Here is a 14718-nt window from a genome sequence, read left to right on the forward strand (position 1 = left end):
CCGGGCCCTCCGCCAGACACTTCCTGATCTTCCGTCCGGTTTTCGGACGGTTGCCCTCACTCGCAAATTTGGCCGATTCATGCCTACCGGCACGACCGGCCTCATGACATGCGCACGCCCATCCAGTACGGCCCGTCCGGGCCCGGTCCCCCCGGGTCCGCGCCGCCGTGCCCGGATGGACGGGCGCGCGTCGCCGTCGACAACGAACCCCCCTCACCCAAGACCGTCGAGGAGCTCCATGTCTCACCCGACCGGCACACCACCCCGGCCCCGCGCCGGGGACACCGTGCCAGCCGTCCCCGCGTCACGCCGCCGCAACGGCGTGCTGCGCAACACCGCCGTCGCGCTGGCGGTCGTCCTGGCCGCCGAGACCGCCGTCGTCGCCCTGACCAGCGGCCAGTCCTTCGCCGTCAGCCCGGACAAGCCCGCCGCCCCCAGGTCCGCGCAGGCCCTCGGCCCCGCCGAGGCCCAGGACATCGCCTCCGCCCACCTCAAGGCCCGGCTGGAGAACCGCCGGATCGAGGTGGTCGGCGAGCGCACCGAGTCCACCACCAGCTGGATCAACCCGGACGGCACCACCACCCTGGACATGGCCACCGGCCCGGTCCGGTACAAGGACAGCTCCGGCAGGCTCCAGCCGATCGACGTCACCCTGGCCCAGCAGCCCGACGGGTCCGTCAAGGCCAAGGGCCACCCGCTCGGCCTCTCGCTGGCCGGCGCCACCCCGCCCGCCGCCGCCTCCAAGTTCAAGGCGGCCGGCGCCCCGGCGGGCGACCAGCAGGCCCCGTCCGTCCCGCTGGTCTCGCTGGACAACGGCAGCGGCACCGCCATGTCGCTGTCCTGGCGCGGCACCCTGCCCGCCCCCACGGTGGACGGCACCAAGGCCCGCTACGAGAACGCGCTCACCGCGACGGACCTGATCATCGAGTCCACCCGGACCGGCTTCGAGCAGTTCCTGGAGCTCAAGGACCGCTCCGCGGTCGGCGCCAACGGCACCGTCACGATGACCCTGGACGCGGCGGGCCTGCAGGCCCGCCACAACGAGGACAACTCGGTCTCCTTCCTCGACCCGAAGACCGGCGAGGAGAAGGGCCAGCTGCCCGCCCCGGTGATGTGGGACGCGCAGGTCGACGAGCGCAGCGGCGACCACGTCCGCACCGCCCCGGTCGCGCTGAAGGTCACCCAGAACGGCAACGCCGTCGATCTCACGCTCACCCCGGACGCGGCGTTCCTCAACGACCCGAAGACCCGGTACCCGGTCACCATCGACCCCGCGGTCAACATCGGCGTCGGCTTCGACACCTTCGTCCAGGAGGGTTACGGCACCGACGTCTCCTCGCAGACCGAGCTGAAGCTGGGCAACAACGGCTCCGGCCAGGTGGCCCGCTCCTTCCTGCAGTTCCCGATGGGCACCATCAGCGGCAAGCAGGTCACCGCCGCCAAGCTCAACCTGTACGAGTTCCACTCCTGGTCCTGCACCGCCAAGAGCTGGGAGATCTGGGACACCGGCACGGCGACCACCGCCTCCCGCTGGACGGCCCAGCCCGGCTGGAACCGCAAGTGGGCCTCCACCACGGCGACCAAGGGCTACTCCAGCGCCTGCGCCGACGGCTGGACCAACACCGACATCACCTCGCTGGTGCAGGCCTGGGCCGGCAACGGCAACGCCAACAACACCCTGGGCATCCGGGCCACCGACGAGAACGACCCGTACGGCTGGAAGAAGTTCTACTCCGGCAACGCCGCCTCCAGCACGCCGTACCTGTCGGTGACCTACAACACCGCCCCGGCCGTCTCCACCCTGGTCTCCCCGGCGAACGGCGCGCTGACCGGCGACTCCACGCCGACCCTGTCGGCCAAGGCGACCGACCCTGACGGCGGCAACGTCCTGCTCGACTTCGAGGTCTGGGCGTCCAACGGCACCGCCGCCCTGCAGTCCGGCCGCACCGCCTACGCGGCCTCCGGCTCGACCTTCACCTGGACCCCGGGCACCGCGCTGCCGGCCGGCGGCTACAAGTGGCGCTCCCGCTCCTGGGACGGCACCGCCAACAGCGCCTGGTCCGGCTTCCGCACCTTCACCGTGGACACCACCGCCCCGGCCACCACCGCCGTCTCCTCCGGCGACTTCCCGGCCGGCCAGTGGGCCGGTTCCCCGGACGCCTCCGGCAACTTCACCGGCTCCTTCACCTTCACCCCGCCGGCCGGCGACGTGAAGGACATCCAGTACCGGCTGGACGGCGGCGCCTGGGTGACCGTCCCGACCACCGGCGCGCCGGTGAACGCGGCACTCACCTTCAAGGGCGGCCAGCACACCGTCACCGCGCACACCCGCGACGCGGCGGGCAACGTCTCCGCGGACACCACCTACGTGTTCAACGCGGGCAAGGGCGCCGCCCTCACCTCGCCCGGCGCCGGCGAGCGGTCGGCCCGCCGCACCACGCTGGCGGCCGAGGGCCAGACCACCGCGACCGGCGTGCGCTACCAGTACCGCCGCGGCGAGACGGCCGCCTGGACCGACATCCCGGTCGCCAACGTCACCACCGCCACCGGCGGCGCCGTCGCCGCCTGGCCGTTCGCGGTCACCGGCGGCAAGCCCGCGCCGCTGACCTGGAACCTCACCGACACCCTGGCCACCGACGGCCCGGTCGACGTCCGCGCGGTCTTCACCGTCGGCACCGGCACCGACGCCTCGGAGCCCAACACCATCACCGTCGACCGCAACGGCGGCAACGCGCCGGACGCCGAGGTCGGCCCGGGCCGGGTCAACACCCTCACCGGCGACTACACCCTCACCGCGAACGACGCCGCCGCCTTCGGCCTGAGCACCGGCCGCACCTTCTCCTCCCGGCACCCCGAGAACGGCGCCGCGCAGGAGGGCCAGGCGGCCATCTTCGGCCCGCAGTGGAGCGCCGGCACCATGGCCGAGCTCACCGCCTCGGACTGGGCGTACGTCCGGCAGACCTCGCCCACCTCGGTGTCCGTCGTCGACGCCACCGGCCGCGAGACCGGCTTCACCGCCACCACCGGCGGCGGCTGGAAGCCCGAGCCCGGCGCGGAGACGCTCACCCTGACCGGCGCGCTCACCGGCACCTTCACCCTGAAGAGCACCAACGGCGCCACCACGGACTTCGCCAAGGTCGACCCGGCCGCCACCACCTGGCAGGTCACCACCTCCTCGACGGCCACCGACAACTCCACCACCACCGTGGTCTCGGAGAAGGTCGTCGTCGGCGGGAAGACCCTGGCCCGCCCGAAGTTCGTCGTCGCGCCGACCACGGCCGTCGCCAACTCCACCTGCGCCGCCAACCCCGCCGCCAACGGCTGCCGGGTCCTGGAGTACGTCTACGCCGACGCCACCACCGCCACCACCGCCGCGCTCGGCGACGTGGCCGGCCAGGTGAAGCAGGTCCGCCTCTGGTCCGACCTGCCGGGTGCCACCGCGGCCACCGCGGTCGCCGTCGCCGAGTACCGCTACGACGACATGACCCGCCTGCGCGAGGAGTGGGACCCGCGGATCAGCCCCGCGCTGAAGACCGCGTACAGCTACGACGCGGCCGGCCGGGTCATCACCCTGACCCCGCCCGGCGAGCTCGCCTGGACCTTCACCTACGGCAAGGCCGGCAACGCCGCCACCGCCGGTGAGGGCATGCTGCTGGCGGCCTCCCGGCCGTCCCTCCAGCAGGGCAGCACCGACGTGGTGAACGGCACCGCCGCGACCAACCTGGTCTACGACGTGCCGCTGAGCGGCGCCAACGCCCCGTACAAGCTGGGCATCACGGACGTCGCCGCGTGGGGCCAGACCAACGCGCCCACCGACGCCACCGCGATCTTCCCCGCCGACGCGCCGCCGGCCAGCCACGACGGCCGGCTGCTCGGCTCGGGCGACTTCGCCAAGGCGGGCATCACCTACACCAACGCCTCCGGCCGCGAGGTCAACACCGCCTCCGCGGGTGGCGTCACCACCACCGAGTACGACGCCTTCGGCAACTCGGTGCGCAAGCTGAGCGCGGAGAACCGGGCGCTCGCGCTGTCCACCTCCCCCGAGGGCCTGGCCAGGCTGAGCGCGCTCGGCCTCGACAAGGCGAGCACCGCCGACCGCGCCCAGGCGCTGTCCACCCTGACCGTCTACTCGGCGGACGGCGAGCGGCAGACCGACGAGTTCGGCCCGCTGCACCTGGTCACCCTGGAGCGGGACCTGGCCGCCTCCGGCTCCAGCCCGGCCCGCCCGGCCGGCGACGAGCTCCCGGCCCGGACGCACACCGCGACCGCCTACGACGAGGGCCGCCCGGCCGACGCCGCGGTCAGCAACGAGCCCACCACCGCCACCATCGGCGCGCGCGTCGAGGGCTACGCCGCCGACGCGGACGTCCGGACCACCGCCACCGCCTACGACTGGGCCAAGGGCCTGGCCACCCGGACCACCGAGGACCCGGCGGGCCTGAAGCTCACCAAGACGGTCGCCTACGACGGCCAGGGCCGGGCCGTCAGGACCTCCCTGCCCAACTCGAACGGCACCGACGTCGGCACCACCGTCACCACCTACTGGTCCGCCACCGGCACCGGCGCCTGCGCCGGCCGCCCGGAGTGGGCCGACCTGCCCTGCGCCACCGGCCCGGCCGCCGCGGCGACCGACGCCGGGAGCAACCCGGCGGAGACCCCGACCAGCACCACCGAGTACGACCGCTACGGCCGTCCGGCCGTGGTCCGGGAGACCGCCAACGGCGTCACCCGCACCACCACCACGACCACCGACGCGGCCGGCCGCACCACCAAGGTCGCGGTGACCGGCGGCACCGGAACCGCGGTGCCGGACACCACCATCGGGTACGACGCCGCCACCGGCCGGACCCTCAGCACCTCCAACGGCACCACCACCGTGAAGACGGCGTACGACAGGCTCGGCCGTGTCGTCGGCTACGACGACGGCGCCGGCAGCGTCACCACCACCGAGTACGACGTGGCGGACCGCCCGGTCAAGCGCGGCGACTCGGCCCCGTCCACCACCACCCTGGCCTACGACGGCTACGGCCGGACGCAGTCCCTCACGGACTCGGTGGCGGGCACCATGACCGCCGAGTACGACTCCGAGGGCAGGCTCACCAAGCAGACCCTGCCCGGCGGCTACGTCCTCACCAACACCTACGACACCCAGGGCATCCTCACCGGCAAGGTCTACACCGCCGCCGACGGCACCGTCGTGCTGGCCGACTACGCCGACTTCACCGTCCACGGCCAGCAGGCCGGGCACGCGCTGACCGCCGGCGCCAGCGTCGAGTCGGCCTTCGGCTACGACGCCTCCGGCCGCCTCACCAAGGCCGCCGACAAGGCCCTGGGCGGCTGCACCACCCGCGCCTACACGTTCGACAAGAACAGCAACCGGACCGCGCTGACCACCACCAAGGAGGACTGCGACCCGGCCACCGTCGACTCCACCAGCAGCACGGTGGGCTCGCTGTACGACTCGGCCGACCGGCTGAAGGGCGCCGTCTACGACGCCTTCGGCCGCACCACCACCCACCCCAAGGGCGCCCAGTTCGGCTACTACGCCAACGACCTGGTCCGCACCGAGACCTCGGGCACCCAGCGCAGCACCTGGGCGCTGGACGCGGCCGGCCGCCTGGCCTCCCGCACCACCGAGACCCAGGCCGGCGACGGCACCTGGAGCACCACGGCCACCAGCGTGAACCACTACGGCTGCGCCTGTGACAGCCCCACCTGGTCCAAGGCCGGCAACGGCGCGGTCGCCCGCAGCGTGACCGACCTCGGCGGCACCCTCGGCGCCATCACCGGCGCCACCGACGGCACCGTCCTGCAGCTCACCAACCTGCACGGTGACGTGTCCGTCCAGCTCCCGCTGGACCCGGCCCAGTCGCTGAGCGTGCGCGTCTTCGACGAGTACGGCGTCAGCCTCGGCGACCCGGTGACCGGCTACGGCTGGGTCGGCGGCGAGCAGCGCGACTCCTCCACCGCCAGCGGCGTCATCCTGATGGGCTCGCGACTGTACGACCCGAGCCTCGGCCGGTTCCTGCAGGCCGACCCGGTCCCGGGCGGCAACGCCAACGCCTACACCTACCCGACCGACCCGGTGAACTCCTTCGACCTGGACGGGCGCTGGAGCTGGTCGAAGACCCGCTACTACTCCTGGGGCCGGCTCTGGGCGCACATGGAGGCGCACTTCGGCTGGCGCGGACTGAAGTACCTGGCGCAGCTCACCTTCTACTTCAACCGCGCGTACACCGGGAAGATCGGCCGCAACGCCCACTACGTCTACGGCCCCATCTGGGTCGGCGTGGGCCTGCTCGGACCGGTCGGCGCGGGCTTCGCCCTCGCGGCGGGCGCCTACTCCGGCTACGTCCAGCACATGGCCTCGAAGGCGTACTACCACCACCGGTGCCTGGCGATCGCCATCGGCGCGGCCGGCTGGAACTCGCTGCCCTTCCCGGGCGTGCGGTCCTGGACGTACAGCTGCTGATCCGGACGCCCGGCTGAGGCCGGAGGCCCGAAACAGAACGGAAGGCCCGAAACGGAAGGCCCGCCCGACCACCAGGTCGGGCGGGCCTTCCGCGCTGCGCTCCCGGATCCGGCTCCCGCGCTACTCGGCCTTGTCGGCCGCCGCGGCGGTGAGCCCGGCGGACCACTTCTCCTCGACGTTGCCGAACTTCCAGTAGGCGATCGCCGCCGCCCAGGTCAGCACGAAGAGGCCCACGATGGCGTAGCCGACGAGGTCGAGGTTCAGCTCGCCGATCCAGCCGACCGGCCCGCTGGTGATGTCGAGCTTCTCGCCGAGCAGCCCGATCAGCTCGATCGAGCCGATGACCAGGGCGACCAGCACGGAGAGGCCGGTGACGGTCAGGTTGTAGTAGATCTTGCGGACCGGCTTGGAGAACGCCCACTCGTAGGCGAAGTTCATGAAGGAGCCGTCGATGGTGTCCAGCAGGCTCATCCCGGCGGCGAACAGGATCGGCAGCACCAGCAGCGCGTACCAGGGCAGCTGGAACGCCGCCGCGCCGCCGGCCAGCACCAGCAGCGACACCTCGGTGGCGGTGTCGAAGCCCAGGCCGAAGAGCAGCCCGACCGGGTACATGTGCCAGGGCTTGGTGACGGCCCTGGTCACCCGGCCGAGGATGCGGTTCATGAAGCCGCGCTTCTCCAGCTGCGCCTCCAGCTCGGCCTCGTCGAACTCGCCCTCGCGCATCCGGCGGAAGACCTTGAGGATGCCGTTGAACGCGCCCAGGTTGATCAGGCCGAGGGCGAGCAGGAAGGTGCCGGAGACGGTGACGCCGATCAGGCCGGTGGTCTCGTGCAGGGTGGAGTCGTCCGACTCGATCTGGCCGGCCAGCGAGCGGATGCCGAAGGCGAGCAGCGCGCAGAGGCCGAAGACGATCGACGAGTGGCCCAGGGAGAACCAGAAGCCGACCGACAGCGGCCGCTTGCCCTGGCCCATCAGCTTGCGGGTGGTGTTGTCGATGGCGGCGATGTGGTCGGCGTCGAAGGCGTGCCGCATGCCGAGGGTGTACGCGGTGAGGCCCATGCCGGCGCCGAAGACCTGGCCGCCGACGTCGTACTGCTCGGGCGCGACGAGCGCCAGCAGGGTGAACCAGCCGATCACGTGCAGGGCGAGGATGAAGCCGCCCATGCCTGCGAGGCGGATCCACTCCTCACGGGTGAGCCGGTCGCGCCAGCGGGGGCCGGTCATCGGGGGTCCTTTCATGAGGCCGTCGTAGCTCCGGGGGCCTGTCCGGGCCTCGGAGCTGGGCCATCTTTCCTTCTCGCCGCAATTAGTTGCAAGTCATGCGCAATTACGAACTGGTCACCGGGTGGCAGTCGAACAGGAGGATGATGGGAGTACCGGCCTCACCTCCCGCACGCTCGCCCCTCGGGAGGTACCGCTCATGCCCCGCCTGCGCACGGCCGCCGCACTGCTCGCGACGGCCTTAGTCACCGTCGGCCTCACGGCACCCGGCGCCCCTGTGACGCCCACCGCCTCCGCCGTCACGACCCACCGCGTGCTGTTCGACAACAGCAAGGCCGAGACGGCCGGCAACGCCGACTGGATCGTCTCCACCGCCCAGCCCGATCCGCTGGCCGAGAACGCCCACCCCACCACCGACAAGAACTGGACCGGCGCGCTGTCCTCCTGGGGCATCGCCCTCCAGCAGACCGGCCAGTACAGCCTGAAGACCCTGCCGCCCGGCGGCACCTTCACCTTCGGCACCGGCGCCCCGCTGGACCTGGCCAACTTCGACACCGTGGTGATCCCCGAGCCGAACATCAGGTTCACGCCCGACGAGAAGGCCGCCCTGATGCACTTCGTCCAGAACGGCGGAGGGCTGTTCCTGATCTCCGACCACACCATGAGCGATCGCAACAACGACGGTTTCGACTCGCCCGCGATCATCAACGACCTGTTCACGAACAACGGCGTCGACAACAGCGACCCCTTCGGGTTCAGCGTCGACCTCGTGAAGATCCACAACGAGAACCCGCGCGCCGTCGACGACCCGGCCGACCCGGTGCTGCACGGCCCGTTCGGCACCGTCACCGGCTCGATCATCCGCGACGGGACCACGATGACCCTGCACCCCGCCGACAACCCGACGGTCAAGGGCATCGTCTACCGGCCGGACTCCTCCGGGAACACCGGCGCCTTCTTCGTCACCAGCACCTTCGGCAACGGCCGGATCGCCGCCTGGGGCGACAGCTCGCCCCCCGAGGACGGCACCGGGCAACCGCACAACGCGCTGCACGACGGCTGGAACGACCCGGCCGGCACCGACGCCGCCCTCGCCCTCAACGCCACCGCCTGGCTGAGCAAGGCCTGACACCCCTGCCGCCTCCCGCGCGCCCGACCGCCCCTTCGCCGGGCGCGCGCCCGCTTCCTCCCCTACTGTCGGAATGATCCGCACCGATGCGCACCGATCCTCGCCGATCCACGCCGATCCACAGGGATCCGCGCCGATCCACGCCGATGTGCACCGATGCGCACCGACCGGGACCCGATGGAGCGGCCATGCCCTCGTACCCCTACCGCACCACCCGCGAGGACCTGCGCGTCCCCCTCCCCGACGGCACCGAGCTGTTCGCCCGCCTCTGGCGCCCGGTGACCGAGGAGCCCGTCCCCGTGGTGCTGGAGTACTCCACCGGCCGCCTCACCGACTGGACCGCCACCGACGACGCCCGCCGCCACCCCTGGATCGCCGGCCACGGCCACGCCGCCGTCCGGGTCGACGCCCGCGGCCACGGCAACTCCGGCGGCGTCCCGCCCACCGCCGACGGCCTCGCCGGCGACGGCGCCGAGGTCGTCCGCTGGCTCGCCGCCCGGCCCTGGTGCAGCGGCCGGGTCGGCCTGCTCGGCACCGGCGCCGCCGGGGAGACCGCCCTGCGCCTGGCCGCCCTCGCCCCGGACGCCGTCCACGCGGCGGTCGTCGTCTGCCCCGACGGCCCGCACCGCCTCGGCGGCGCCGTCCTCGCCTCCGGCGGCCACACCCGCGCCACCGACCGGCTCGCCGACGCGGCCCGCCCGCCGGACCCGCGGTACGTCGGCGACGCCTGGCGGGCGATGTGGCTGGCCCGGCTCGACGCCCTCGAACCGCCGCTCGCCGACTGGCTCGCCGCCGCCCCGGCCCCCGCACCGGTCGCCGCCGTCCCCACCCTGGCCGCCGCCGGCTGGTCCGACCCGTCCGCCGCCACCGTCCTCGCCCTCGCCGCCGCCACCACCGGGCCCGCCGTGCGCGCCGTCCTCGGCCCCTGGCCGCACGGCCTGCCCGACGAACTCCTCCCCGAGGCCCTGCGCTGGTACGACCACTGGCTGCGCGACATCGACGCCGGCGCCCTCGCCGCCCCCGCCGTGCGCAGCTGGCGCGCCGGTCGGTGGACCGGCGACGACCCCTGGCCCTCCCCCGGGGTCCGCGAGGTCCACTACGGCCTCGACGGCCCGCTGCGCACCGCCGGCACCGCCTCCGAGGACCGCTGGGTGCACGTCCGCTCGCCGCAGCACACCGGCCTCGACGCCGGCGCCCACGTCCCGCTCGGCCGCCCCGCCGACCAGCCGCCCGACCAGCGCGAGGATGACGGCCGCTCGGTCTGCTTCGACTCCCGCCCGCTGCCCGAGCCCCTGGACCTGCTCGGTTCCCCGTCCCTGACCCTGCACCTCCACCCGGCCGCCGGCCCCGCGCTGATCGCCGCCCGCCTCTGCGCCGTCGCCCCCGACGGCACCTCGACGCTGCTCACCCGCGGCGTCCGCGCGCTCGCCGCCCCTTCCGATACCGACACCACCGTGGACCTCGCCCCGACCGGCGCCACCGTCCCCACCGGCCACCACCTGCGGCTCGCCCTCTCCTCCACCTACTGGCCGTGGATCTGGCCCGGCCCCGAACCGGCCGGCTTCGCCCTCGACCCCTCCCGCTCGGCCCTCACCGTCCCCGTCCGCCGGCCCGCCGCCCCCACCGACGACCTCACCTTCCGCTCCCCCACCCTCCCCCTCCCGCCCCCGCTCCACCTCACCGAACCGCTCACCGCCCACCCCGAACGCGTCACCGTCCACGACATCGGCCGCCGCGAATGGCGCACCGAACTCTCCCCAACCACCGACGGCACCCGCACCCACCCCGACGGCCTGGTCCGCACCGAACAGACCGTCACCGCCTACCGCGTCCTCACCGCCACCCCCCTCAGCGCCCGCGCCCGCACCGACCGCACCGTCCGCCTCGAACGCCCCGCCCTCGGCTGGGACACCACCGTCCACACCCGCACCGAACTCCGCTGCGACCCCACCCACCTGACCGCCCACACCCAACTCCGCGCCGAGGAGGCGGGCAACACCGTCTTCACCAGGGAATGGCGCCACCGCATCCCCCGCGGAGCCCCCTGATCCGCGAGCCCGCCGGCGGGCTCGCGGATCAGGGGGCCGGCCAGGCCCCGGTCAAGGCCGGGCCGGGCCGGTCACCTCCGCCAGTCGGGCGCCAGGACGGCGGCCTTGAGCTGGTCCACCGAGAGCGCCGGCTCGCCGGGGCGGAAGTCGTAGCTGTTCTCGCCGTTCCACTCGTAGAGCCGCACGCTGCGGCCGTCCGGGTAGTACACCTCCGCCGTCCAGTGCAGCACCGGACCGGTGGCGGTCTTGCCGTTGCCGAAGCGGTTGGTGACGACCAGGGTGCCGTCGGGCAGCTTCTCCCGCACCTCCAGCGGGGTCGGCAGGCCCTCCTCGGCGCCCTTCCTGTCGTCGCGGCCCCGCTGCCCGGGCGGTTCGACGAGGACCGAGACCCGGCTGGTCCGCTCGCCGGCCGTGACCGTCAGCGTGGCGTGCTGCTCGTCCGACCCGGACGGCGTCGTGCCGGGCGGGAGCAGCCCGCTGAGCGTCGCGAGCAGCTCGGCCGGGGACGGCATCGCCGGCGCGTCCGTCGGTGTGCTCCCCTTCCGCCCCTTCGGCGCCTCGGGGTTCGGCGGCATCGCGGCGACCACCCGGGCCCAGGCGGACGAGGTCACCATCCGCTCCAACTGCCCGGCGTCCAGCGGCGGTTCCTCCCGCGTCGGGGTGGACGGCTGTCCGTTGTACTCGGTGACCCGGACCACGGTGCCGTCGGGCATCGCCCACGTCCCCTGCCACTGCCGCTGGTCGGGGAGGCTGCTGTCCCGCCGCTTGTCGATCACCACGACCGAGCCGTCCTCCCGGACGGTGCGCTCGCAGGAGTCCTGCGGTGTGGTGAACGGATCCGAGCAGCGGGCCGCCTCCTCGGGACTCTGCGTGCCGCGGTTGACGCTGTAGACGACGACGCTCATGCCCCTGCCGTCGTCGAACTCCAGAATCCCGAAGTTCTGGTACTCGCCCCGTGACGCCTTCGGGCTGCCGGGCGTCTCCGCGAACGTCGACTTCACCGACCCCGGCGGCAGGAGCCCGGTCACCAGCTGCACCACCTCCTCGACGGTCATCGGCTGCTCCGGCCCGGCCGCGGGCCCGAACAGCGTCCTCCCCGCGTCATCGGCGAGCACCCCCGCACCGCCGGCCACCAGCACCGCCACCGCCAGAGCGCCCACCAGCGCGGCCCGCCGCCGGCCGCGGCGGCGGCGCCCGCGCCGTTCCGCCCCGACGGCCAGGCCCACCAGCGCACCGTCCGGCGCGAGGGCGGCCGCGCCGCGCAGCACGCGGCCGAACTCCGCCTCGAAATCCTCCTCAACCGGCATGACCCAACCCCGCCCTCTCCATCGCCGCCACCGACTCCGCCCCCAGCGCACCCCGCATCCGGACCAGCGCCCGGCTGCTGCGCGAGCGCACGGCGGTGCTGCTCAGCCGCAGCGCCGCCGCCGTCTCCTCCACGCTCCGGTCCTCCCAGAACCGCAGCACCAGCACCGCCCGGTCCTGCGCCGGCAACTCCCCGAGCGCCCGCAACAGGGTGAGCCGCAACGCGGGGTCCGGGTCGACGGCGGCGACGTCCGGCAGGACGTCGGTAACCCGCTCGGTGCTGCTGCGCCGGCGGCGGTGCGAGAGGAAGGTGTTCACCAGGACGGTCTGCGCGTAGCCGCTGGGGTTCTCCAGCCGCGAGATCCGCCGCCACTTCACGAAGACCCGGCCGAGCGCCTCCTGCACCAGGTCCTCGGCGAGATGCGCGTCACCCCCGGTGAGGAGAAACGCCGTCCGCAACAGCTGGCGCCCCCGCGACGCCACGAAGGCCGGAAACTCGAGCGCCTCCCCGGGCGGTGACCCCTGCTCGGCCGCCAATATGTGCTCCATGCCCTTCTAACGCGATCACCCATGGTTCTTGTGGCACAGGAAACCGCCCTGCCCCCTCCCCTGCCGCCAACCATCCTCCCCACGGGGAGCGGCGCTACCACCACCCGCCCCCGGGAGCGGGGCCCGACGCGTCGGCCGCCCGGCTCGGGGCCGGGCGGCCGGTGGTGGGGTGGCTACCGGGTCAGCTGGTGGCGATCGAGGTGTCGTCGATCACGAAGCTGGTCTGCAGCGAGGCGTCCTCGGTGCCGGTGAACTTGAGGGTCACCGTCTGGCCCGCGTAGGCCGACAGGTCGAAGGTCCGCAGCTGGTAGCCGGCGGCCGCGTCGACGTTCGAGTAGGTCTTCAGCGCGGTGCCGTTGACCTGGACCGACAGCTTGTCGTACGCCGTCGAGCCGGACTCGCCGGTGTCGATGTGCAGGTAGAAGCTCAGCGTCGCCCTGCAGCCCGCCGGGATCGACACCGTCTGAGACAGCGTGTCGGTGTGGGTCGACCCGTAGCCGTTCAGCCACGCCTTCCACGTCCCGCCGTGCGGCGCCTGCGAGGACGAGCTGTCGACCACACCGCTGGAGGTCGTCCACGGCGCGGCCGTACCCGTCTCGAAGCCCGCGTTGCCGAGCAGCTGCGCCGGCGTGCAGGTGCCGCCACCGCCACCGGTGACCACCCACGTGAAGCTCGTGCTGCCCGACTTGGCGGCCGTGTCCTTGGCGGTGACGGTCACGTTGTACGTGCCCGCCGTGGTCGCGGTGCCGCTGATCACGCCGGTGGAGGCGTTGATCGACAGCCCGGTCGGCAGGCCGGTGGCCGTGTAGGTGTACGGCGTCGAGCCGCCGCTCGCCTGGATCTGGAGGTTCGCCGAACCGCCCACCGCCGTGGACTGGTTGCCCGGGTTCACGACCGAGACGGAGCCGCTGCCCGCGGGCTTCGTCAGCAGGCAGCCGCTGACGTTGAGGTCGATGACGCGCCCGTTGCCGAGGCAGGTGGTGAACCAGTAGGTCTCCTGGCCGTAGCTCTGGCCCTGGTGCGCCGTGGTGGTGCCGTCGGCCGCCACCTCGCAGGGGTTGTTGAGCGTGCACATCTGGCCGTCGTCGTTGCCGGTGTTGTTGATGCCGACGACCTTCTTCGTCGCGGCGTCGACGATCGGCGAACCCGAGGTGCCGTGGGTGGTGTTGCAGCCGGAGCTGTAGCGCAGCGAGTCGCGCCAGGTCCAGGCGTCCTCGCGCAGCGTGCCGACGAAGCCGTTGATGGAGCAGTTCCAGGTCTGCTTCCAGTACGAGGACGGTATGAACATCGCCGAGCCGTCGACCGGGTGGGTGTCGCTGACGGTCAGCGCCGTCGCGCCGAACTTGGAGGTGATCGACCCGAAGGTGTCGGTGAGCTGGTACAGCGCGACGTCCGTGCCGGTCATCGTGGCGTAGAGGATCTTGTCCGCCGTCACGGTGCCGAGGGAGCCGCCCGAGGCGTTGAGCAGGGTCCCGCTGCGGCTGGCGGTCTGGTTCTGGATGACCTGCCCGGCGGACGGCATGGTCGGCAGGCAGTGGCCGTTGGTGAGCATGAGGGCCCGGTCGGTGTCGACCGAGGAGGGGTAACGCACCAGCGAGGCGGAGCAGTTGCTCAGCGCGATGGTGGACGTCAGGTCACCGGCCTGCACCGCCTGCGCGGGCGCGACTGCCACGGAGGTCAGGACCCCGGCAATGACAGCGCTCGCGGCGGACGCGGCGGCAAGTCTTGTGAACATGGCTCTCCTTGTGGGGGATGCGGGGCGTACGACCGGTTGCGGACGCCCGCGCCGCACGAAAGTGCCATGACCACTTCAATTGGTCAACCATCCGGACAGAAGTCACTCGGAGCAGGCATGCCTCAACGAGCGGTGACGGGCCGGCCCCCCCCGCCCCGCCCCCACACCCCCCCCCCCAGCCCCCCGCCGGCCCCCCGGGTGGGCGGCAACGATCGATCCACCCCCCCCACAGCCCGCAAAGTCCGGGGCGCGGCCCCCG

At 73.1% G+C, this 14718-nt stretch carries 6 protein-coding genes and 2 pseudogenes; 3 read left to right on the plus strand and 5 right to left on the minus strand.

Annotation, left to right across the window (positions count from 1 at the left end; translation table 11 throughout):
• Positions 1-238: 238 nt before the first annotated feature.
• Positions 239-6472, plus strand: coding sequence for a DNRLRE domain-containing protein (locus tag ACFC0B_RS07950; RefSeq protein WP_376083683.1), 6234 nt, complete (start codon positions 239-241; stop codon positions 6470-6472).
• Positions 6473-6592: 120 nt separating this feature from the next.
• On the opposite strand, the gene ACFC0B_RS07955 is transcribed toward ACFC0B_RS07950, so the two are convergent.
• A complete protein-coding gene (locus tag ACFC0B_RS07955) occupies positions 6593-7696 on the minus strand; it encodes a HoxN/HupN/NixA family nickel/cobalt transporter (RefSeq protein WP_376083685.1) in 1104 nt (367 codons plus the stop codon).
• A 196-nt stretch (positions 7697-7892) separates the two neighbouring features.
• On the opposite strand from ACFC0B_RS07955, the gene ACFC0B_RS07960 reads away from it, so the two are divergent.
• The gene (locus ACFC0B_RS07960; protein ID WP_376083687.1) at positions 7893-8822 is read left to right on the plus strand and encodes a hydrolase; all 930 of its coding nucleotides are present in this window, start codon (positions 7893-7895) and stop codon (positions 8820-8822) included.
• 188 nt (positions 8823-9010) lie between these two features.
• Entirely contained in the window at positions 9011-10870 is a 1860-nt protein-coding gene (locus ACFC0B_RS07965; protein WP_376083689.1) for a CocE/NonD family hydrolase, read from the plus strand.
• 71 nt (positions 10871-10941) lie between these two features.
• Here ACFC0B_RS07965 and ACFC0B_RS07970 read toward each other — a convergent pair whose 3' ends face one another.
• From ACFC0B_RS07970 to ACFC0B_RS07985, 4 genes and pseudogenes are all read right to left on the minus strand, one after another.
• A complete protein-coding gene (locus ACFC0B_RS07970; protein WP_376083691.1) occupies positions 10942-12177 on the minus strand; it encodes a hypothetical protein in 1236 nt (411 codons plus the stop codon).
• Positions 12167-12724, minus strand: coding sequence for a SigE family RNA polymerase sigma factor (locus ACFC0B_RS07975; RefSeq protein ID WP_376083693.1), 558 nt, complete (start codon positions 12722-12724; stop codon positions 12167-12169). The genes ACFC0B_RS07970 and ACFC0B_RS07975 overlap by 11 nt, the downstream gene beginning before the upstream one ends.
• 181 nt (positions 12725-12905) lie before the next feature.
• A pseudogene (locus tag ACFC0B_RS07980) lies at positions 12906-13628 on the minus strand (putative Ig domain-containing protein); the annotation flags it as partial.
• 210 nt (positions 13629-13838) lie between these two features.
• A pseudogene (locus tag ACFC0B_RS07985) lies at positions 13839-14459 on the minus strand (serine protease); the annotation flags it as partial.
• Positions 14460-14718 lie beyond the last annotated feature (259 nt).

Source organism: Kitasatospora sp. NPDC056184 (assembly GCF_042268405.1).
GTDB lineage: Bacteria > Actinomycetota > Actinomycetes > Streptomycetales > Streptomycetaceae > Kitasatospora.

What these genes read in the sequence shown, in the direction of transcription:
- ACFC0B_RS07975 (WP_376083693.1), bottom strand. Translation starts at nt 12,724, where the DNA reads ATGGAGCACATATTGGCGGCCGAGCAGGGGTCACCGCCCGGGGAGGCG.
- ACFC0B_RS07960 (WP_376083687.1), top strand. Translation starts at nt 7,893, where the DNA reads ATGCCCCGCCTGCGCACGGCCGCCGCACTGCTCGCGACGGCCTTAGTC.
- ACFC0B_RS07970 (WP_376083691.1), bottom strand. Translation starts at nt 12,177, where the DNA reads ATGCCGGTTGAGGAGGATTTCGAGGCGGAGTTCGGCCGCGTGCTGCGC.
- ACFC0B_RS07950 (WP_376083683.1), top strand. Translation starts at nt 239, where the DNA reads ATGTCTCACCCGACCGGCACACCACCCCGGCCCCGCGCCGGGGACACC.
- ACFC0B_RS07965 (WP_376083689.1), top strand. Translation starts at nt 9,011, where the DNA reads ATGCCCTCGTACCCCTACCGCACCACCCGCGAGGACCTGCGCGTCCCC.
- ACFC0B_RS07955 (WP_376083685.1), bottom strand. Translation starts at nt 7,696, where the DNA reads ATGACCGGCCCCCGCTGGCGCGACCGGCTCACCCGTGAGGAGTGGATC.